This is a genomic window from Rhizobium lentis, assembly GCF_014200175.1.
In the GTDB taxonomy this organism is placed as follows: domain Bacteria; phylum Pseudomonadota; class Alphaproteobacteria; order Rhizobiales; family Rhizobiaceae; genus Rhizobium; species Rhizobium mulingense.
Genome location: NZ_JACHBD010000003.1, coordinates 392,336 through 413,352, shown reverse-complemented (window position 1 = coordinate 413,352; position 21,017 = coordinate 392,336). Strand labels below are relative to the sequence as shown.

The 21,017-nt window shown below is 63.7% G+C and carries 18 protein-coding genes and 1 pseudogene; 16 read left to right on the top strand and 3 right to left on the bottom strand.

From position 1 onward, the window contains the following. Positions 1-28 precede the first annotated feature (28 nt). Positions 29-490: a DUF1348 family protein gene (locus GGI60_RS10135; RefSeq protein WP_183915298.1), complete on the top strand. Its 462-nt coding sequence runs from the start codon at positions 29-31 to the stop codon at positions 488-490. Between the two features lie 20 nt (positions 491-510). Further along, positions 511-1,071, top strand: a complete 561-nt coding sequence (locus GGI60_RS10130; RefSeq protein ID WP_183915296.1) for a TetR/AcrR family transcriptional regulator — start codon at positions 511-513, stop codon at positions 1,069-1,071. 9 nt (positions 1,072-1,080) lie between these two features. Here GGI60_RS10130 and GGI60_RS10125 read toward each other — a convergent pair whose 3' ends face one another. Then, entirely contained in the window at positions 1,081-1,242 is a 162-nt protein-coding gene (locus GGI60_RS10125; RefSeq protein ID WP_183915498.1) for a hypothetical protein, read from the bottom strand. Positions 1,243-1,398: 156 nt separating this feature from the next. Between GGI60_RS10125 and GGI60_RS10120 the strand changes: the two are divergent. After that, positions 1,399-2,072 (top strand): annotated as a pseudogene (locus tag GGI60_RS10120) (hypothetical protein); the annotation flags it as partial. A gap of 33 nt (positions 2,073-2,105) precedes the next feature. Continuing rightward, the gene (locus GGI60_RS10115) at positions 2,106-2,411 is read left to right on the top strand and encodes a Dabb family protein (protein WP_183915292.1); all 306 of its coding nucleotides are present in this window, start codon (positions 2,106-2,108) and stop codon (positions 2,409-2,411) included. Between the two features lie 199 nt (positions 2,412-2,610). Here GGI60_RS10115 and GGI60_RS10110 read toward each other — a convergent pair whose 3' ends face one another. Beyond that, positions 2,611-3,834: an MFS transporter gene (locus GGI60_RS10110; protein WP_183915290.1), complete on the bottom strand. Its 1,224-nt coding sequence runs from the start codon at positions 3,832-3,834 to the stop codon at positions 2,611-2,613. A 337-nt stretch (positions 3,835-4,171) separates the two neighbouring features. Here GGI60_RS10110 and GGI60_RS10105 point away from each other — a divergent pair, with 337 nt between their 5' ends. The 12 genes from GGI60_RS10105 (at position 4,172) to GGI60_RS10050 (ending at position 18,669) form a co-directional block, all read left to right on the top strand. Further along, on the top strand, positions 4,172-4,420 hold the full coding sequence (locus tag GGI60_RS10105; protein ID WP_004670343.1) for a hypothetical protein: 249 nt from the start codon (positions 4,172-4,174) through the stop codon (positions 4,418-4,420). A 54-nt stretch (positions 4,421-4,474) separates the two neighbouring features. Beyond that, positions 4,475-5,146: a response regulator transcription factor gene (locus GGI60_RS10100; RefSeq protein WP_064682001.1), complete on the top strand. Its 672-nt coding sequence runs from the start codon at positions 4,475-4,477 to the stop codon at positions 5,144-5,146. Beyond that, entirely contained in the window at positions 5,136-6,539 is a 1,404-nt protein-coding gene (locus GGI60_RS10095; RefSeq protein ID WP_012483204.1) for a sensor histidine kinase, read from the top strand. Before GGI60_RS10100 ends, GGI60_RS10095 begins: the two co-directional genes overlap by 11 nt. Positions 6,540-6,657: 118 nt before the next feature. Then, positions 6,658-7,083 carry a hypothetical protein gene (locus GGI60_RS10090; protein WP_183915288.1) on the top strand — a complete coding sequence of 142 codons (426 nt, stop codon included), beginning with the start codon at positions 6,658-6,660 and terminating at the stop codon, positions 7,081-7,083. A gap of 201 nt (positions 7,084-7,284) precedes the next feature. Continuing rightward, positions 7,285-8,415, top strand: coding sequence for a c-type cytochrome biogenesis protein CcmI (ccmI, locus tag GGI60_RS10085; protein WP_183915286.1), 1,131 nt, complete (start codon positions 7,285-7,287; stop codon positions 8,413-8,415). Then, positions 8,412-8,873: a cytochrome c maturation protein CcmE gene (gene ccmE, locus GGI60_RS10080; protein ID WP_183915284.1), complete on the top strand. Its 462-nt coding sequence runs from the start codon at positions 8,412-8,414 to the stop codon at positions 8,871-8,873. The genes ccmI and ccmE overlap by 4 nt, the downstream gene beginning before the upstream one ends. Next, positions 8,870-10,864, top strand: coding sequence for a heme lyase CcmF/NrfE family subunit (locus GGI60_RS10075; RefSeq protein WP_183915282.1), 1,995 nt, complete (start codon positions 8,870-8,872; stop codon positions 10,862-10,864). The genes ccmE and GGI60_RS10075 overlap by 4 nt, the downstream gene beginning before the upstream one ends. 188 nt (positions 10,865-11,052) lie before the next feature. Further along, positions 11,053-11,550: a cytochrome c-type biogenesis protein CcmH gene (locus GGI60_RS10070; protein ID WP_183915281.1), complete on the top strand. Its 498-nt coding sequence runs from the start codon at positions 11,053-11,055 to the stop codon at positions 11,548-11,550. Between the two features lie 207 nt (positions 11,551-11,757). After that, positions 11,758-13,344 carry a Do family serine endopeptidase gene (locus tag GGI60_RS10065; protein ID WP_183915278.1) on the top strand — a complete coding sequence of 529 codons (1,587 nt, stop codon included), beginning with the start codon at positions 11,758-11,760 and terminating at the stop codon, positions 13,342-13,344. A 66-nt stretch (positions 13,345-13,410) separates the two neighbouring features. Further along, positions 13,411-14,166: a response regulator transcription factor gene (locus tag GGI60_RS10060; RefSeq protein WP_409527254.1), complete on the top strand. Its 756-nt coding sequence runs from the start codon at positions 13,411-13,413 to the stop codon at positions 14,164-14,166. Continuing rightward, the gene (locus GGI60_RS10055; protein ID WP_183915274.1) at positions 14,163-15,575 is read left to right on the top strand and encodes a sensor histidine kinase; all 1,413 of its coding nucleotides are present in this window, start codon (positions 14,163-14,165) and stop codon (positions 15,573-15,575) included. The genes GGI60_RS10060 and GGI60_RS10055 overlap by 4 nt, the downstream gene beginning before the upstream one ends. A gap of 136 nt (positions 15,576-15,711) precedes the next feature. Beyond that, on the top strand, positions 15,712-18,669 hold the full coding sequence (locus tag GGI60_RS10050; protein ID WP_183915272.1) for a bifunctional [glutamine synthetase] adenylyltransferase/[glutamine synthetase]-adenylyl-L-tyrosine phosphorylase: 2,958 nt from the start codon (positions 15,712-15,714) through the stop codon (positions 18,667-18,669). Here the strand turns inward: GGI60_RS10050 and GGI60_RS10045 are convergent. Beyond that, entirely contained in the window at positions 18,666-20,975 is a 2,310-nt protein-coding gene (locus tag GGI60_RS10045; RefSeq protein ID WP_183934457.1) for a PAS domain-containing sensor histidine kinase, read from the bottom strand. The genes GGI60_RS10050 and GGI60_RS10045 overlap by 4 nt on opposite strands. Positions 20,976-21,017: the final 42 nt, after the last annotated feature.

Genomic DNA, 21,017 nt, shown 5'->3' with positions numbered 1-21,017 from the left:
CTGATAACCATCCAGTACAGGAGACACCATGTCCAGCCTTGTTCCGCCTTTCACCCTCGATACCGCCACACAGAAAGTCCGCCTCGCCGAGGACGGCTGGAACAGCCGCGACCCCGAGCGCGTCTCGCTCGTCTATACGCCGGACAGCCGGTGGCGGAACCGCGCCGAATTCATTGCCGGCCGCGCCGAGATCGTCGCTTTTCTCACGCGCAAATGGGCCAAGGAGCTGGACTACCGGCTGATCAAGGAGATCTGGGCCTTCACCGACAACCGTATTGCCGTGCGCTTTGCCTATGAATGGCACGATGACAGCGGCAACTGGTTCCGCTCCTACGGCAACGAGAATTGGGAATTCGATGCGGCTGGCTTGATGCAGCGCCGTTTTGCCTGCATCAACGATCTGCCCATCCGGGAAAAGGAGCGCAAATACCACTGGCCGCTCGGCCGACGTCCGGACGATCATCCCGGTCTGACTGAGCTCGGCCTCTAGAGCAGGAAGAATTCAAGCCGGTGAAGACCGTTTATGAACGCGCCGACATCGTGCCGCTGCTTGCGGAAATCTTCCGCGAGCTCGGCTATGAGGGCGCCACGCTCAGCCGCATCACCGAGCGCACCGGCATCGGCAAGGGCAGCCTTTATCACTTCTTCCCGGGCGGTAAGGAGGAGATGGCTGGCGCCGTGCTCGCCGATATCGATGGCTGGTTTGAAGAAGCGGTCTATCGGCCGCTGCGAAATGACGATGCCCGTCAGGCGATCGCGGCGATGTGGCTCAACGTGGCTGATTATTTCCGCTCCGGCGGCCGCATCTGCCTTGTCGGCGCTTTCGCGCTCGACGGCACCCGCGAACGGTTTTCGGCGGCGATCGGCGACTATTTTATCCGTTGGATTGAGGCGTTGCGTTCGGCGTTGATGCGGGCGGAGTGTGCCGAGCGGGAGGCGCAGACGCTTGCCGAGGAGGGCGTCTGCGGCATTCAGGGGGCGCTGGTACTGTCGCGGGCGCTCAAAGATGAAGCGGTCTTCACCCGGTCGCTGGAAACGTTGGCGAAGCGGCTTGAGGCTGCGACGCGATGACGGCAGCCCTTACATCCGCGCCGCTTTGCCTGTATCTCTCGGCGCTGCGGTTGAGGCTGCCGGGGCGGGCGGGCTGTTCTCGCGCTCAAGGCGAATCTGGCGCCACTCATTCTCCATCTGGTCGACAAGGTGCTGGGGAATGGTGGTCTGGGTATTGGCGGGCGCCTGCATCGGAAGTCTCCTCTTGCGGTGGTAAGGCTTCAGGGCACCGAAATGAATTGCACAAGATAAAAGCCGTGTAAATCAGGGGCTTAGGCACTTCAAACGATTAAGTAGATTTTAATCGATTAAGACGGTTTTAACCACGAGACTCCCGAGGCGCGCGGTATGGTTGTTCACATAGATCGGATGTTCTTTTTTGATGCGGTGCGCCAGGAGCTCTTTAAAGGAGAGCTAACTCAGCCTCAGGTAGAGGGCATTGCGGCGATTCTCGACGCCTGGGAAAGGCGATTTGCGCAGGCCGATCGCCGATGGCTCGCTTATATCCTCGCAACCGCTTACCACGAGACCGCCTATACGATGCAGCCGGTCCGCGAGACGCTGGCGCAAAGCGATACCCGCGCCGTCGAGATCCTGGAGGCAGCCTTTGCCGCAGGCAGGCTTTCCTGGGTAAAGGCGCCCTACTGGCGGCCGGACGAGAATGGCCGCTGCTGGCTCGGCCGTGGACTGGTGCAGCTCACCCACAAGCGGAATTACGAGGCGATGAGCATGCTGACGGGCATCGACCTCGTTGCCGATCCTGATCGGGCGATGGAAATGGATGCGGCGGTGACGATCCTGATCGAAGGCATGCTGCAGGGCAGCTTTACCGGCCACAAACTTGCCGATCACTTGAACGCGACGACCGAGGACTGGGTCAATGCGCGCCGCATCGTCAACGGCACCGACCGGGCGGAGAGGCTCGCGGCCTATGCCAAGGCCTTCCATGCGGCGATGCGTCCGGATGCCGCGCAGGGCAGGTCGCGCGGTTGAAGGCCGAGGGGCCGCGTGTTATCGCGCGGGCCGACCCTCTGAAATCAGACAGGAGCTTCCGCGTGATCCGCCATATCGTCTTCTTCACCGTGCAGAAGGAACATCTGGAGGAGGTGAGGGCCGGGCTTTCGATCCTGACCGCCATTCCGCACGCGCGGCTTTTGGAAATCGGCACCAATGTAAAGACCGATCAGCTGGGAACCGAGATTGATCTTGTCGTCTACGGTGAATTCGACGATGAAGCGGCTCTCGCCGCCTACAAGGCGCATCCCGATTATCAGCGCTCGATCGAGCGTGTGCGGCCGCTGCGGGAAAAACGCATCGCTGCGGACTACGACAGCCGCGCAGCGGTGACGCGGCCGCTCTGAATCGGCAGGCGTCGGCTGCCGGCCAATGTTCGCTAAAATTTCAAAGGGATAAGCAGCTTTCCGGACTCGCGGCGCCGGATGTTGAATTCAGCCGTGAGCCACCGGACCCAACTTTCGAAAAATCGGCGGCAAACGATTTAAAAGATTCGTCAAACGCGACAGTTCACTCGTCAGCGCCAGGCGGCGTCCTTTCCAGACCTCATGAAACGGCCGGGCTCGGCTGCGCTGCCCGCGCGCCGCGCAGCAGCGCCATCAGCATCAGCACGAAGGTCAGCGACAAGGCCGCGAGAGCGGCGGCGGCGAAAAGCGCCGGGCCGGTGCCGGCGCGGTCGAGGATGGCGGTGAAGACGACCGGGGCGATCGCATTGGCGAGGTTCTGCGGCAGCGACAGCCGGGCCGATTGCAGGCCGAACTCGCGCGGCGAAAACAAAGCGAGCGGCAGAAGCGCGCGGGCGACGGTCATGACGCCGGAGCCGAAGCCGTAGAGCACAACGAAGGTGACGAGCAACGGCGTCGACGGACCGGCGGCCAGCATCATCAGGAAGCTTATCAGCATCAGGCCGATGCCCATGGCGGCGCTGAGGATGGGGTTGCCGCGCCGGCCGAGCAGCATGTCGAGGAAGCGCGCCGAAATGCCGAGGACGCCGCGGGCCGAGCCGAGCTGCAGCGCCAAGGCCGGCGCGGCGCCGGACTGGCGGAAGATCTCGAGCAGCGAGGGCGAGATGCCGAAGGTGATGAAGGTGGTGATGGTCGTCGTCGCGGCGATCAGCAGGAAGGCCTTGCGCCCGGCCGCCTTCGACAGTGGCACCGGCGCAATTTCGGCCGCGCCGCCGTCGACATGGGCCGCGATCGGCTTCGGCAGGGCGAAAAGATGGAGCGGCAGGCAGATGAAAAATTGCAGGCCTGCGCAGATGAGGAAGGTGAGGCGCCAGCCGACGGCTTCGTTGAGCAGGCTGAGGACCGGCCAGAAGATGGCGCTCGAAAGCCCGGTGAACAGCATCAGGGCGGCGATGACGCGCTTGCCGTTCATCCCTTCGCGCTCGACGACGGCGGTATAGGCGGGCGCCGACAGGCCGAGCGCGCCGCCGATGCCGATCACGATCCAGGCGGCGGCGTAGAGGATGATGCCGTTGGCGACTGCCAGCAGGCAGAGGCCGAGGGCAAAGGTCAGGGAAGCCGCCGAAAGCACCCGGGCGGCGCCGTAACGGCCAAGCCAGCGGCCGGTCGCCGGGCCGACGATGGCGCTGACCAACATCATGATCGTCAGGCCGGCAAACGCCATCTCGTTCGCCATGCCAAGATCGGGCGCCACGATGCGGCCCATCACTCCGAGCATGTCGAAGGTCGTACCCCAGCCGATCAGCTGGGTGATGGCGAGCACGAAGACCGTCTGCGCCGAGCGGAAGCGGAGGGAGTTTGGCATTGGTGCTGAAATGGCCTGAATGCGGGAGCCGCAAGCACATAACAGTTTCAATCTGCCGGTAAAAGCTGCGATTGTAATTTCCGGCAGCCCGCCGCGCGTGGCTTGACCCGAGCGTCCCCGCCCAGCCTGCCGTGTGTGTCTGGGCCGAAGACTTCTATTCCGTGTGCAGAAGGCCGCCGAAGGCCGCTGCGGCATCGGTTTTCGGCAGCTGACACCGGCTGTCGCCAGCAGTCGAGAACGGTTCTAAACACCCTGTATTACAGCGCATTCATTTGCCATTCAGGTCACGTGAGTACATAGTCGCAGCAAGTTGGAACTACCCTTGAAAGCATAACACATGGCCTTTCCTCTGAGCGTCGCAGTAGTGGCCGCCGGGCTGGTGGCATCGGCGCCCTCATCGGACGGCGCGGGCACCCTCGTCCTGCGCGTGGCAGGCGATTGCAGCGCAGCCGCAGCCCAGGTCGTCGAGCAGACAGGCGGCCAGCTCCTGTCGGTGCAACCGGTGGGCGATAGTTGCATCATCACCGTTCTGGTGTCGGGCAACGGCCAACGTCCACGCAAGGTGACGGTAAAGGTTCCGATGTAGGCGGAATCGGTCTATTCAGAACATGATCGATTTGAAGCGGACGAAGGCGGACCGATGCGCATCCTGGTAATCGAAGACGACGTCAACCTGAACCGGCAGCTAACCGACACGCTGAAGGAGGCCGGTTATGTCGTCGACCAGGCGTTCGACGGCGAGGAGGGACATTTCCTCGGCGATACCGAACCCTATGACGCCATCATCCTCGATATCGGCCTGCCGGAGATGGACGGCGTCACCGTGCTCGAAAAATGGCGCGGTGCCGGCCGCGGCATGCCGGTTTTGATCCTGACGGCGCGCGACCGCTGGAGCGACAAGGTCGCCGGCATCGACGCCGGCGCCGACGATTACGTCACCAAGCCTTTCCATGTCGAGGAAGTTCTGGCGCGCATCCGGGCGCTGATCCGGCGCGCTGCCGGGCATGCTTCCTCCGAGATTGTCTGCGGGCCGGTCCGGCTCGACACCAAATCCTCCAAGGCGACGGTCAACGGCACGGCGCTGAAGCTGACCTCGCACGAATATCGCCTGCTCGCCTATCTCATGCATCACATGGGAGAGGTCGTCTCGCGCACCGAACTGGTCGAGCACATGTACGATCAGGATTTCGACCGCGATTCCAATACGATCGAGGTTTTCGTCGGCCGTCTGCGCAAGAAGATGGGCGTCGACTTGATCGAAACAGTGCGCGGTCTCGGCTACCGCATCCAAGCGCCGAAACATGCGAATTAAGTCGCTCACTGCACGTGTGCTGCTGCTGACCACGGTCTGGTCGACGGTGGCGCTGGTGGTGATCGGCCTGCTGATCTCGACGCTTTACCGCAAGAGCGCCGAACGTGGCTTCCAGGATCTCTTGCGGGCGCAGCTCTATAACGTCATCAATTCGGTGACGATCGGCGATCAGGGGGCGTTGAGCGGCAGTCCGCAGCTCGGCGACCTGCGCTTTGCCCAGCCGAAGACCGGCTGGTACTGGGTGGTGGAGCCGCTCGGCACCTATACGACAGCGCCGCTGGTCTCGCCTTCGCTCGGCTCGGCGCTCATTCCGGTTCCCTCCGTCGTCGAGGCGCCCTTCGACAAGAATTACGAGCGTTATTATCAGGTGACGGATGCCTCCGGAAACCGCGTGCAGGTCGCCGAAACCGAAGTGGTGCTCGATACCGACGGACGGGCGGCGCGCTTCCGCGTCACCGGCAATGTCGACGTCGTCGAGGACGATGTGCGCACCTTTTCCCATAGTCTTTATCTGGCGCTCGCCGGTTTCGGCGTCGGCAGCCTGATCGTCAATGCGCTGGCGATTCTCTACGGCCTGAAGCCGCTCGACAAGGCGCGCGCCGCCCTGGAGCGCATCCGCGCCGGCGAGAGCGAGCAGCTGAAGGGTGACTTCCCGCGCGAGATCTTGCCGCTTGCCAACGAGGTCAACGCACTGATCGACAGCAACCGCCGCATCGTCGAGCGGGCGCGCATGCAGGTCGGCAATCTCGCCCATTCGCTGAAGACGCCGATCGCCGTGCTTTTGAACGAGGCGCGTGTGCTGGAAAAATCCCATGGCGAATTGGTGCGCAGCCAGGCGGAATCGATGCAGGGGCAGGTGCAGTCCTATCTCAACCGGGCCCGCATCGCCGCGCAGCGCGAATCCGTGCTCGCCCGCACCGATGCCGAGCCGGCACTCGAACGGCTGGTGCGCGTCATGCGCCGCCTGAATGTCGACACCGAATTCGATCTCGTCGTCTCGCCGCCGCATCTCGCCGTCGCCATGGAGCAGCAGGATCTCGAGGAGACGGTCGGCAATCTCCTGGAAAATGCGGCGCGATTCGCCAAGAGCAGGGTCCGGCTTTCGGCCGTCGAGGCCGGCGAGGACGTCAAGGGTGCAGAGGCGAGCGCGCGCCGTCATTGGGTGGAGCTCGCCGTCGAGGACGACGGGCCGGGATTGGAGCCCGACCAGATCCGCGAGGCGCTGAAGCGCGGCCGCAGGCTCGACGAAAGCAAGCCCGGAACCGGGCTCGGCCTGTCGATCGTCACCGAGATTTCCAACGAATACCAGGGCCGGCTGGAGCTGTCCCGGGGTGAATGGGGCGGGCTGAAGGCGAAGCTTATCCTGCCTGGCGTCACAAAGGATGTTGCATGACCAACTGCTTGATGTCACAAGGATAGTGGCAAATGTATAGCATGCTTTGCCTTAATGCTGACACGGGGACGCTGCACTTCGATCGGCTGAAATTGACCTCTGATCGTGGTTCGACGCAATGATTCTACGCTCGCAAGGCATGATCGTTTCCATTTTGCTTCTTACCGTCGCGCTCACCGGCTGCACGACGACGAAGAGCGCTGCTTCGCGCGGCATTTTTTCCAGCAAACCGTCGGCATCGGCCGCCTTCATCACCGCGCTGCAGGGCGGGATTGTCGGCCGTAGCGGCGTCAGCTTGAGCGACAGCGACAAGCAAAGGGCGCTCGAGGCGGAATACCGGGCGCTGGAAGGGACAGCCGCCGGCCAGCCCGTCGTCTGGAGCGGCAAGGCGGTCACCGGCAAGGTGGTGGCGGCAGCACCCTACCAGGTCGGCTCGCAGAATTGCCGGCAATATACCCATACGCTGACGGTCGACGGCAAGGACACCGTGGCGCGAGGCGCTGCCTGCCGCAATGACGACGGCAGCTGGTCGCCGCTCGGTTAAGGTCTGATGCATGTCGCCCGGAAGTGTGCAGCGGTTCCCGGACAACGACAGGCATAAAAACAAAGAGCGAAAGCGCGTCGCATGGATTAAATTGGATGCGACGCGCTTTAAGCCTGCTGAATTGTGGCGAATAGCCTCAAATCTTCGTCATTCCGGCTTTGGCAGTTGGAATGGGCGCGCGCTTCACGTATTTGGGCCGCTATGCTGTTCTGGATTCTCGTTGCCGTTCTGACGGCAGCCGTCGCCGTCATTCTGCTTTACCCTCTTCTGCGTGGCGCGAAGGCGGCGGGGAACAGCCGCGCCGGCGAGGCGGCGGTCTATCGCGACCAGCTGCGCGAACTCGACCGCGATCTTGCCGGCGGGCTGATCACACCGGAAGAGGCCGATTACGCCAGGGCCGAAATCGGCCGGCGGCTGATCGCCGTTGCTGCCGGTGAACCGGAGACGATGCCGAAACCCGCACGACATCACCGTGTCACCGAAGCCTTCGTTCTTCTGATCCTGCCGGTCCTCGGGCTCTGTCTTTACTTGACGACGGGCAGGCCGGATCTGCCCGCGCAGCCGCTGGAAGCGCGGCTGGAAAACCCCGGCAATGACGTGGCGATGCTGATTGCCAAGGCGGAACGGCATCTGGCCGAGAATCCCGATGACGGCAAGGGCTGGGATGTGCTGGCGCCGATCTATGTCCGCACGATGCGGGTCAATGATGCGCTGGTCGCCTACCGCAATGCGATCCGGCTTCTCGGCCCGAGCCCGATCAGGCTCGACGGGCTTGCCGAGACGCTGATGGCGGTCTCCGACGGCGTGGTGACCGACGAGGCACGCCAGGCGCTGGAACAGTCGCTGACGCTGGAACCCGACAATCCGCGTGCCCGTTTCTATGTCGCCCTCAGCATGGAGCAGGCGGGACGGGCCGACGAGGCGCGCCGAGCCTTCGAAGCGCTGGCGCAGCAATCGCCTGCCGATGCGCCCTGGCTGCCGCTGGTCAATGAACATATCGCCAAGAACGGCGGCGCGGCTGCCCAGCCTTCGGCGTCTGGCGGCCCAACGTCGGAAGACATGGCGGCGGCCGAAAACATGAGCGCCGGCGATCGGCAGCAGATGATCCGCGGCATGGTCGAAAGCCTCGACGCCAAGCTGAATGCCGATCCCAACAATTTCGAGGGATGGATGCGGCTCGTCCGCTCCTACGCCGTATTGAACGATAAGGATCGCGCAGCCGACGCCCTGAAGCGCGGGCTTGCGGCTTTTCCGCCGGCGGGTGAACAGGGCCGTCATTTGCTGGCTCTTGCCAGGGAACTTGGCATAGCCACGGAGGGAATGACGCAATGACGCGCAAGCAGAAGCGCCTTGCGGTGATCGCGGGCGGGATGGGTTTCATCATCGCGGCGGTGCTGTTGGTGATGTTTGCCTTCAGCCAGTCGGTCGCCTATTTCTACATGCCGGCGGATCTGGCGAAGACCCCGGTGGCGCCGGAGACCCGCATCCGGCTCGGCGGCTTGGTGGGCGCAGGCAGCGTCGTGCGTGGTGCCGGCTCGACGGTGGAATTTTCCGTCACCGACGGGAGCGCCAATGCCGTGAAGGTCAAATATACCGGCATCCTTCCCGATCTCTTCCGCGAAGGGCAGGGGGTCGTCACCGAAGGCATGTTTGCCTCAGGCGGCAACGTCTTTGTCGCCGACACCGTGCTCGCCAAGCATGACGAGACCTATATGCCGAGGGAAGTGGCCGACAAGCTGAAGGCGCAGGGCCTGTGGCAGGAAGGCCAGGAAGCGAAGGGGACGCCATGATCATCGAGATCGGTCATTACGCCCTGGTGCTGGCGCTGGCGACGGCGCTGATCGTCTCGATCGTGCCTGTCATCGGTGCCCGCCGCCATGACCGGGCGATGATGGATGTGGCGACATCAGGCTCGCTGGCGATGTTTGCGCTTGTCGCCTTTGCCTTCGCCGTGCTGACCTATGCCCATGTCGTCTCCGACTTCTCGGTCGAGAACGTCTGGGAGAATTCGCATTCGCTGGTGCCGCTGATCTACAAATATTCCGGCGTCTGGGGCAATCACGAGGGATCGATGATGCTCTGGCTGTTGATCCTGGCGCTGTTCAGCGCACTGGTCGCGATCTTCGGCGGCAACCTGCCGGAGACGCTGAAGGCCAATGTGCTTGCCGTACAGGCCTGGATCTCGCTCGCCTTCACCCTGTTCATCCTTTTGACCTCCAATCCCTTCCTGCGGCTCGATCCGGCGCCGGCCGAAGGCCGCGATCTCAATCCGGTGCTGCAGGATATGGGTCTCGCGATCCACCCGCCGCTGCTCTATCTCGGCTATGTCGGCTTTTCCGTCTGCTTCTCCTTTGCCGTCGCAGCCCTGCTTGAAGGCAGGATCGACGCCGCCTGGGCGCGCTGGGTCCGACCGTGGACGCTGGCTGCTTGGACCTGTCTGACGCTCGGCATCGCCATGGGCTCCTACTGGGCCTATTACGAGCTCGGCTGGGGCGGCTGGTGGTTCTGGGACCCGGTCGAGAACGCCTCCTTCATGCCGTGGCTCGCCGGCACCGCGCTTCTGCATTCGGCGCTGGTCATGGAAAAGCGCGAGGCGCTGAAGATCTGGACGGTGCTGCTCGCCATCTTGACCTTTTCGCTGTCTCTGATGGGCACCTTCCTGGTGCGCTCCGGCGTGCTGACCTCGGTGCATGCCTTTGCCAGCGATCCCTCCCGCGGCGTCTTCATCCTCTGCATCCTGCTGATCTTCATCGGCGGCGCGCTGTCGCTGTTTGCCTTCCGCGCGCCGAAGCTCTCGGCCGGCGGGCTGTTTGCGCCGATCTCGCGCGAGGGCGCGCTCGTCCTCAACAATCTGATCCTGACGGTCGCCTGCGGCACGGTGCTGACCGGCACGCTCTATCCGCTGCTGCTGGAGACGCTGACCGGAGACAAGATCTCGGTCGGGCCGCCCTTCTTCAACCTGACCTTCAGCCTGCTGATGGCGCCGCTGCTCGTCATCGTGCCGTTCGGGCCGCAGCTTGCCTGGAAGCGCGGCGATCTGCTCGGCGCCCTGCAGCGGCTCTACATCGTCGCAGCTCTGGCTTTCGCCGCCGCAGTAATCCTGTTCTATATCCAGCATGGCGGGCCGGTGCTCTCGGTGCTCGGGCTGGCGGCCGGGTTGTTCCTCATCTTCGGCGCCATTGCCGATCTCTGGTATCGCGCCGGCATCGGCAAAGTAGCCGGAAGCATCGCCTGGCGCAGGCTTGCCGGTCTGCCGCGCTCGGCCTTCGGTACCGCCCTTGCCCATGCCGGGCTCGGCGTCAGCGTGCTCGGCATCGTCGCCGTCACCACCTTCCAGAGCGAGCATGTCGTCGAGATGAAGCCGGGCCAGACGGTCGATGCCGGTGGTTACAGCCTTGCGTTCGACGGCATGCGGCCGGCGAGGGGGCCCAACTATAGCGAGGAGCGCGGCCACTTCACCATCCGGCGCGCCGGGGTTGCGGTTGCCGACACCTGGTCGGCCAAGCGCCTCTATACAGCCCGGCAGATGCCGACGACCGAGGCCGGCATCCTGACCTTCGGCCTCAGCCAGCTCTATGTTTCCTTGGGGGACACCACGACGGACGGCGGCATTGTCGTGCGCATCTGGTGGAAACCGTTCATCCTGTGCATCTGGGGCGGCGCCCTGATCATGGCCGCCGGCGGCCTCGTCTCGCTCTCCGACCGCCGCCTGCGCGTCGGCGCCCCGCGCAGGAAGGCGAAGGCAAAACCCGCGCAGCCTGCGATGGAGCCGGCAGAATGACGGGCGCCTCCTCCTTCTCCTCATTCCTGTCCTCGGGCTTGACCCGAGGATCGTCACAGGAATCCAGCGCGTCCAGGGACTTGGGCGCAGGAGACTCGTTGAGTGGCGGTATACTTTCATTCACGGCGCGGACGCGCCGTGGCTGGATTCCTGTGACATCCCTCGGGCGAAGCCCTGAGGACACAGGAATGAGGGGAAGAGAAGCTTGGCGTACACCCAATATATCGTCCGTTCTCTCACGACTCCTCATCATTCTCTTCATCCTCTTCACGCCCTTCTCCGCCTTCGCCGTCAATCCCGACGAAGTGCTGGCCGATCCGGCGCTTGAGGCGCGTGCCCGCACTCTTTCGGCCGAACTGCGCTGCATGGTCTGCCAGAACCAGTCGATTGATGATTCCAATGCCGAACTGGCCAAAGACCTGCGCCTCTTGGTGCGCGAGCGCATCAAGGACGGCGACAGCGACGAGGAAGTGCTGAACTATATCGTCTCGCGCTACGGCGAATTCGTGCTACTGAAGCCGCGGTTCAGCATGAAGACCGTATTGCTCTGGGGCGCCCCGGCGCTGCTGGTGCTCGCCGGCGGACTGTCGCTGCTGGTCTTTGCGCGCCGGTGGGCTGGCAAGCCGACGGGAAGCAAGCTGACGGCGGAAGAACAGGCGAGGCTGAACGAGCTTATGAAGAATTAACAACCCGTCGAGCCGGGATGAATAATTCCGCATCCTTTGGACACTCCAGGGAACCGCCGGGCGCAGTAACCGACAGAAACATTCCAATCATTACGAATTTTTCATTGGCCGGACAGTTCGCAGTAAGGTGCGCCATCCTATATCTTGATGCATCGACTGATCCGGCGCTGCCGGACTGAAGATTTAAGAACAAGAGAAGGTGCTCCAATGCTGAAGAATTTCAACGGACGTCCGTCCCTCGCCACCGTGCTCAAGGCTTCTACCGTTGCCGGTATCGCAGCCGCTGTGCTCGCAACCGGCGTTCCGCTCGAAATCACCCGGTCTTATGCCGAAGCCGTCAAAGTTCAGGCGCCTGCTGTTCCGAGCTTCGCCAATGTCGTCGATGCCGTTTCGCCCGCCGTCGTGTCTGTTCGCGTCGAAAACCGCGTCAATCCCGTCGCCGACAACAATGACGGCTTCGCCTTCGATTTCAATGGCCGCGGCTTTGACGACCTGCCTGATGATCATCCGCTGAAGCGCTTCTTCCGTCAGTTCGGCCAGGATCCGAACGACCAGCAGGGCCACCAGCGGCGCTTCGGCCAGAACGGTCCGGGCAATCCGAATGGTCCCGGCAAGGGCCGTCTGCGTCCGGTCGCTCAGGGCTCCGGTTTCTTCATTTCCGAGGACGGCTACATCGTCACCAACAACCACGTCGTTTCCGACGGGCAGGCCTTCGTCGCCGTTATGAATGACGGCACCGAACTCGATGCCAAGCTGATCGGCAAGGATCCGCGCACCGACCTCGCTGTCCTGAAGGTCGACGGCAAGGGCAAGAAGTTCACCTATGTCAACTGGGCCGACGACAACAATGTCCGCGTCGGCGACTGGGTCGTCGCCGTCGGCAACCCCTTCGGCCTCGGCGGCACGGTCACCGCCGGCATCGTCTCGGCCCGCGGCCGCGATATCGGCTCCGGTCCCTATGACGATTACCTGCAGGTGGATGCCGCCGTGAACCGCGGCAACTCAGGCGGTCCGACCTTCAACCTCAGCGGCGAAGTCGTCGGCATCAATACCGCGATTTTCTCGCCGTCCGGCGGCAGCGTCGGCATCGCCTTCGCCATTCCGGCTTCGACCGCCAAGGATGTCGTTGCCGATCTGATGAAGGACGGCCAGGTATCGCGCGGCTGGCTGGGTGTCCAGATCCAGCCGGTGACCAAGGATATCGCCGAATCCATCGGCCTTTCCGAGCCGAGCGGCGCCCTGGTCGTCGCCCCGCAGGCCGGATCGCCGGGCGACAAGGCCGGCATGAAGGCCGGCGACGTCGTCACCGCCCTGAACGGTGAAACGATCAAGGATGCGCGTGACCTCAGCCGCCGCATCGGTGCGATGCAGCCGGGCAGCAAGGCCGAGCTTTCGGTCTGGCGCGCCGGCAAGGCGCAGTCCCTGACCGTCGAACTCGGCACGCTGCCGGCCGACCAGAAGGATGCGTCCGCCGATGACAACAACCAGCCGCAGCAGCCCGAGGCGCCGGCGTCCGAGAAGGCGCTCGCCGATCTCGGCCTGACGGTCGGTCCGTCGGATGACGGCAAGGGCCTGGCGATCACCGGCATCGACCCGGACTCCGACGCCGCCGACAAGGGCATCAAGGAAGGCGAGAAGATCACCTCGGTCAACAACCAGGAAGTCTCCACCCCTGCTGATGTCGTCAAGGTTCTGAACCAGGCCAAGAAGGACGGCCGCACTCGGGCGCTCTTCCAGATCCAGTCGAGCGAAGGAAGCCGTTTCGTCGCCCTGCCGATCAACGGCCAGGGCTGATCCTCGAAAAAACGGGAGCCGTGCGGAGGAAACTCCGCACGGCTCGATTGTTCTGATCTTTGAAGGATGATCGCGATGAGCGCCGCTCCGCAGCCAGATGCTTTGAGCCTTGCCGAAACGCAGCCGGCGGGTAATGTCGGCCGCATGAAGATTCTCATCATCGAAGATGATCTCGAAGCCGCGGCCTACCTCACGAAAGCCTTTCGCGAGGCGGGCATTGTCGCCGACCACGCCAGCGACGGCGAGAGCGGCCTGTTCATGGGATCGGAAAATACCTATGACGTCATCGTCATCGACCGCATGCTGCCGCGCCGCGACGGGCTCTCCGTCATCAGCGAGCTGCGCCGCAAGGGCATTCATACGCCGGTGCTCATCCTCTCCGCTCTCGGCCAGGTCGACGACCGGGTGACCGGCCTTCGTGCCGGCGGCGACGATTACCTGCCGAAGCCTTATGCCTTCAGCGAATTGCTGGCGCGTGTCGAGGTGCTCGGCCGCCGCAAGGGCACACCGGAGCAGGACGTTATCTATCGCGTCGGCGATCTCGAACTCGACCGGCTTTCCCACGAAGTGCGCCGCGGCGGCAAGGAAATCCCGCTGCAGCCGCGCGAATTCCGCCTGCTCGAATATTTGATGAAGAATGCCGGCCAGGTGGTGACCCGCACCATGCTGCTCGAAAACGTCTGGGACTATCACTTCGACCCGCAGACCAACGTCATCGACGTCCATGTCTCACGCCTGCGCTCGAAGATCGAGAAGGACTTCAGCCAGCCGCTCCTGAAAACCATCCGGGGTGCGGGGTATATGATCAAGGACGAGGGATGAGCCGCTTCAGGGTTCTCTTCAAGTCCACAGCAGTCCGCCTCTCGGCACTCTATATCCTGCTTTTCGCCATCTGCGCCGCGACCCTCGTCTTCTATGTGACGGCGATGTCGGAACGACTGCTGACCGGCCAGATCCGCGATGCCGTCAAGCAGGAGGTGGAGCAGGTGCAGCGCGCTTATGACACCGGCGGCATGAACCTTCTGCTGCGCACGATGGAGCGGCGCGCCCGCCAGCCGGGCGCCAATCTCTATATCATCGCCGGCCCCTCGGGCGATATTCTCGCCGGCAATGTCGCCTCGGTGCAACCGGGCGTCTTCGAGGAGGTCGGCTGGACCTCCGCGCCCTTCGCCTATCAGCGTTATACCGACGGCGGTGGTGTCGAGCGCCGTCATCGGGCGATCGCCAATATCTTCGTTCTCGACAACGGCTTGCGGATCCTGATCGGCCGCGACCTCGGCGATCCCGAACGTTTCCGCCTGCTGGTGCGTCAGGCGCTGATGGTGGCGCTGGCGATCATGGGGCTCGGCGCGATCATCATCTGGTTCGCCATCGGCCGCAATGCGCTGAAGCGCATCGACCGCATGTCGGATGCGAGCAAGAAGATCATGGCCGGCGACCTGTCGCAGCGTCTGCCGGTCGGCGGCTCCGGCGATGAGTTCGACAGGCTTTCGATGTCATTAAATACCATGCTGGAGCGCATCGAGAAGCTGAACGAAGGCCTGCGGCAGGTCTCTGACAACATCGCCCACGATCTCAAGACTCCGCTGACACGGCTGCGCAACAAGGCGGCCGATGCACTCGACATGAGCGATGTCGATACGCGGCGCGTCGCCCTCGAAGGCATCATTTCCGAATCCGACCAACTGATCCGCACCTTCAACGCGCTGCTGATGATCTCCCGCGTCGAGGCGGGCTCGGTCGCAGCCGAGATGTCGCCGGTCGAGCTGTCGGCCATCGTTTCCGACAGCGCCGAACTTTACGAGCCGGCGGCGGAAGAGGCCGGGCTTGGCTTGAGCGCCAGCGTCGAACCCGGGATCGAGGTGCAGGGAAATCGCGAGCTGATTGGCCAGGCGATTTTCAATCTGCTCGACAATGCGATCAAATATTCCTCCGATACGGAAGGGGCGGGTGAGGTATCGCTGAAGCTTGCCCGCCGCCCGGACGGCGTCTGCCTGTCGGTGGCCGACCACGGGCCGGGCGTGCCGGCCGATCGGCGCGACGACGTGGTAAAGCGCTTCGTTCGCCTCGACGAAAGCCGCTCGAAACCGGGCACGGGGCTGGGGCTTTCACTGGTGGAGGCGGTGATGGAACTGCACAACGGCCGGCTGGAACTCTCCGATACCAATCCCGACAAGCCGGAACAGCGCGGACTGACCGTCAGCATGATCTTCCCGGCCAAGGCTGCCTGAACGGCCCGTGTGTAAACACGATCGGTTGAATCGCATATTGGCGGTTTGGCGCCGAGACCCTAGTTTAATCCCGATCGAGGAGGCGGGCCTGCGATTCTGCCGGCCTTTCCGTCCGCTCCAATGCCAGGGAGAGCGTATGCTGACGAAATCGACGCATGGCCTCAAGGACGTCGCCGAAGGGCTGCTGCGTCCGTTGAGCCAGACGGAGTTGAAGCTGGCGCTGAGCGATCTTCAGCAGGCCGGCAAAAGCGAGCCGTCGGTCGCTGCGATGCTGAAGGGCGAAGGGCCACTGCGCGATTTCATCTCCGCCGTGCTGACGCTGTCGCCCTACCTGCGCGAAATCGTCAATCTCGACCCGGCCATCCTCGCCGGCGCCATCACCCAACCCCTGGAGCCACAGATCGAAGCGTTGATCGCCGAGGCGCGGGACTGCTGGCGGCCGGACGGCGAAGGGGCCGCGCCGGCGGAATCGGCGGTGATGAGCAGGCTGCGCATCATCAAGCGCAAGGCCGCCTTTCTCGTAGCGCTCGCCGATCTCTCGCGCATCGTCGACGGCCGGGCCACGACCGCCTGGCTAAGCGAGCTCGCCGAAGCCTCTGTCGCCGCTGCAATCGACCATCTGCTGCTGGCAGCGCATGAGGGCGGAAAGGTCAGGCTGCGGGATCCGGCGAAGCCGAGCGAGGGCTCGGGGCTGATCGTGCTCGGCATGGGCAAACTCGGCGCTTGCGAGCTCAACTATTCCTCCGACATCGATCTCGTCGTCTTTTTCGACGAACAGGCCGGCATCGTGCCCGACCCCGATGACGCCATCGAGGTGTTCCCGAGGATGATGCGCCGGCTGGTGCGCATCCTGCAGGAGCGCACGGCCGATGGTTACGTCTTCCGCAGCGATTTGCGATTGCGCCCCGATCCCGGCTCGACGCCGCTGGCGATTCCGGTCGACGCGGCGATGATCTATTATGAGGGCAGGGGCCAGAACTGGGAGCGGGCGGCCTTCATCAAGGCGCGCGCCGTGGCCGGCGACCTTGTGGCCGGCGGCGAGTTCCTGCGCGGGCTTTCGCCTTTCGTCTTCCGCAAGTATCTCGATTACGCGGCGATCGCCGATATCCATTCGATCAAGCGGCAGATCCACGCGCACAAGGGGCATGGCGCCATCGCGGTCAAGGGCCATAATGTCAAGCTCGGGCGCGGCGGCATCCGCGAGATCGAATTCTTCGTACAGACCCAGCAGCTGATAGCCGGCGGCCGCATGCCGGCGCTGCGCGGCCGGTCGACGGAGGAGACGCTCGGCGAGCTCACCAAGGCGAAGTGGATCGACGCCGAGACCCGCGACGAATTGACGGAGGCCTATTGGTTCCTGCGTGACGTCGAGCATCGCATCCAGATGGTGCGCGACGAGCAGACCCACCTGCTGCCGGAGACCGACGCCGACCTCAAGCGCATCGCCTTCATGATGGGCTTTACCGACACGCCGAGCTTTTCCGAACGGTTGGTCGGCGTGCTGAAGACGGTGGAGCGGCGCTATGCCCGCCTCTTCGAGCAGGAGAGCAGGCTTTCCGCCGAAACCGGAAACCTCGTCTTCACCGGCCAGGGCGATGACCCGGATACGCTCAAGACCTTGAAGAAGCTCGGTTTCACCAGACCGTCCGACATTTCCCGCATCATCCGCACTTGGCATTACGGCCGCTACCGCGCGACGCAATCGGTGGAAGCGCGGGAGAGACTGACGGAGCTGGCGCCGGAGCTCCTGCGCGTCTTCGGCGAAAGCAGGCGCGCCGACGAGGCGCTGCTGCGTTTCGACAGTTTCATCTCCGGCCTTCCCGCCGGCATTCAGCTCTTCTCGCTGCTCGGCAGCAATCCGGCGCTCCTGTCGCTGATCGTCAACATCATGTCCTCGGCACCGCGGCTGGCCGAGGTGATCGCCGCCAAGCCGCATGTCTTCGACGGCATGCTCGATCCCGCCCTGATGGCCGAGCTGCCGACGCGCGATTATCTCGGCGAGCGGCTGCAGGGCTCGCTCGTCCAGGCACGCCATTACGAGGAGGTGCTCGACCGGCTGCGCATCTTTGCCGCCGAACAGCGCTTCCTGATCGGCATCCGCCTGCTCACCGGCGCCATCAATGGCGCAATGGCCGCCCGCGCCTTCACCCATCTCGCCGATCTGATCATCGCCGCCGCACTCGATGCCGTGACAACCGAGATGCGGGCCGCGCACGGCGACTATCCCGGCGGCCGCATCGCCATCGCAGGCATGGGCAAGCTCGGCAGCTTCGAGCTGACAGCGGGTTCCGATATCGATCTGATCCTGCTCTATGATTATGACGACGCCGCCTCCGAATCCGACGGGCCGAAGCCGCTCGACGCGACGCGCTACTTCACCCGCATTACCCAGAGGCTGATCGCCGCCTTGTCGGCGCCGACCGCCGAGGGCGTGCTCTATGAGGTCGACATGCGGCTGCGCCCCTCCGGCAACAAGGGGCCGGTCGCCACCCGCATCAATGCCTTCGGCAAGTACCAGCGCGAGGAGGCCTGGACCTGGGAGCATATGGCGCTGAGCCGCGCCCGGTTGATCTCCGGCGATGACAGCCTGATCGCGGAAGCGGAGCATGTCATCCGCGAGGTGCTGTCGGCCGGCCGCGACATCGCCAAGGTGACGCATGACGTCGCCGAGATGCGCGAGTTGATCGACAAGGAAAAGCCGCCTTCCGGCCCGTGGGATCTGAAGCATATCCACGGCGGTGTCATCGATCTCGAATTCATCGCTCAGTATCTGGTGTTGATCGCGCCAACCAGGGGCGTCGGCGTTGCCGTCAGCGGCAAGAGCACCGGCGAGGCTCTGAAGCTGCTCGGCGACAAGCTGCTGGCCGCGGACGATTTCGACACCTGCCTCGAAGCCTTCGCACTCTATACCAGCCTGTCGCAATTGATTCGTCTCTGCATCGACGGTGAGTTCGATCCGAACGACGCGCCTGCCGGCCTCATCGAACTCGTCTGCCGTGCCGGCGACTGCCCCGATATCAGGACGCTGGAGGGGGAAGTGAAACGGCTCTCGAAGACGGTTCGAAAGATATTTCTCGCTCTGGTCAAAGCCTAAACGTTGTCCGGAATGCGCAGCGAGATCACCGTGCCCACTGCTTCGCGGGAGCGGATTTTCATGCGCCCGCCATGCAGCGCGGTCAGCGAACGGGAGATGGCAAGCCCGAGACCGGAGCCGCCTTTGCTCTTGGCATATTGGCTCTGCACCTGTTCGAAAGGCTGGCCGATCTTCGAGAGCGCCGAGCGCGGTATGCCGATGCCGGTATCGGCGATGGTGACGGTGACGGCGCCGTTGACGCGGCGTGTGCGCACCGCGATGCGGCCGCCATTGTCGGTGAACTTGACCGCGTTGGAGAGCAGGTTCAGCAGCACCTGTTTCATCGCCCGGCGGTCGGCCGTCAGCGTCAGGCCGGAGGAGATGCGCTGCTCGATAACGATGTTCTTTTCGGCCGCCGGAATGGCGGTGAAGCGCAGGCTTTCCTCGATCAGCGGCACGAGGTCGATGCGCTCGCAATGCAGCCTGAGATGGCCGGCCTCGATTTTCGACATGTCGAGGATATCATTGATGACGTTGAGCAGATGTTTGCCGCTGTCATGGATATCCCGGGCATATTCGTCGTATTTCAGCGAACCGAGCGGTCCGAACATCTGATTCTGCAGGATTTCGGAAAAGCCGAGAATGGCGTTCAGCGGCGTGCGCAGCTCATGCGACATGTTGGCGAGGAATTCCGACTTCGCCTTGTTGGCGGCCTCTGCGCGTTCCTTCTCCGCCTGGTAGTTTGCGTTGGCAGTCGAAAGCTCGGCCTTCTGGATCTCCAGCGTCTGGCGCGAAGCGGAAAGATCGCCGATCGTCGCCATCAGCCGGCGTTCGGATTCACGCAGCCGCTCCTGATGGCGCTTCATCAGCGTGATGTCGGTTCCGACCGACACCCTGCCGCCGTCGCGGGTGCGCCGCTCGTTGATCTGCAGCCAGCGCTCGTCGGCCAGCTGCACCTCCGTCGTGCGCGAATAGCCGGAGCCGTCGGCATCGGCGATCCGCCGTTCGATGACCGGGCGGGCGGCGGCGGCGTTAACAATCGAGCGTTCGGTGCCGGGCACCAGCACGCTGTCCGGCAGCCCGTAAGCCTGCTGGAAATGCGTGTTGCACATGACGAGCCGGTCGTTCTTGTCCCAGAGCACGAAGGCTTCCGAGGTGCATTCGATGGCGTCGGCCAAGCGCTGATCGGCTTCCGCATAGCGCTGGGCGAGCCGGTGCTGTTCGGTCACGTCCATGGCGATACCGATCAGGTGCATGCGGCCGGAATTGCTGCGGATCACCTGGGCGCGTGCCCGCATCCAGACATAGTGGCCGCCGGCATGGCGCATGCGGAATATCTGGTCGACCTGACCGGAATGGCCCTTGGCGATGGCGCGGGCGATCTCGTAGAGCCCGCCATCATCGGGATGCATCAGCCGCGCGGCTTCGCCGAAGCCCATCGTCTTGTCGGAGCCCGGCAGGCCGAGCATGTCGTACATCGAGCGCGACCAGAAGAATTCCCGGTTCTCGAAATCGAAATCCCAAAGGCCGCAGCGGCCGCGCGACAGCGCCGTCTCGACGCGCAGGTTGGATTCCAGGAAGATGTCGTCGGCGTCGCGGGCCCGCTTCACCTGCGTGTAATAGGCATAGAGGATGACGAGCAAGATCGAGGAGATGCCGGCAAACAGCGTGACGTTGAGCGCCAGCTCCTCGCGCCACAGCCGGCCGACCTCCTCGAGCGAGGTGGCGGCGACGACGTAGCCGCCGGCATTGCCCATCAGTGTGATCTCGGCATAGTGCGGCACGCCGCCGATCGTCGTTTCGATGACGCCGGCCCGATCGCCGAAACGCCGGATCGCCGAGACTTCGGGGAAGAAATCGCCGACATTGCTGCCGACATGCGAAAGCCCGGCAGTCGTTGCGGCAAAAACCTTGCCGCTGGCCTGCACCAGCAGCACGAAGGCGCCGTTGTCCAGCCGGTCCTGCGGCAGGTATCTGGCAAGCCGCGCCTGTGCCTCGGTGATATCGCCGCTGTCAAAAATGTCGACTGCATCGGCAAAGACGGCAGTGGCTGTTGCCGCCGAAAGCGCGGTGGCATGGCGGGCGGAAGCCTCCAGCCGGCTATATTCGCTCATCATGCCGAAGAAATGCGAGGCGGCGACGACGGAGAGGAAGGCGATGATCAAGGCCGGAATGGCGCGCTTCAAGATCAGCTCCGCCTTCGGCAGATGACGCAGGAGCGGCTCCGATGTCGAGTGACCGGATAGGCTGTCTCGCCAGGCTTTCAGCCCGTCAAAATCGACACGCAGCCGTCCTCCGGCCACGGTTGCCCGCCGCACGTCCATCATCTCTTCGCCTTGTCCCTCGTGTGATTCGCGCGCCGCTCGCTC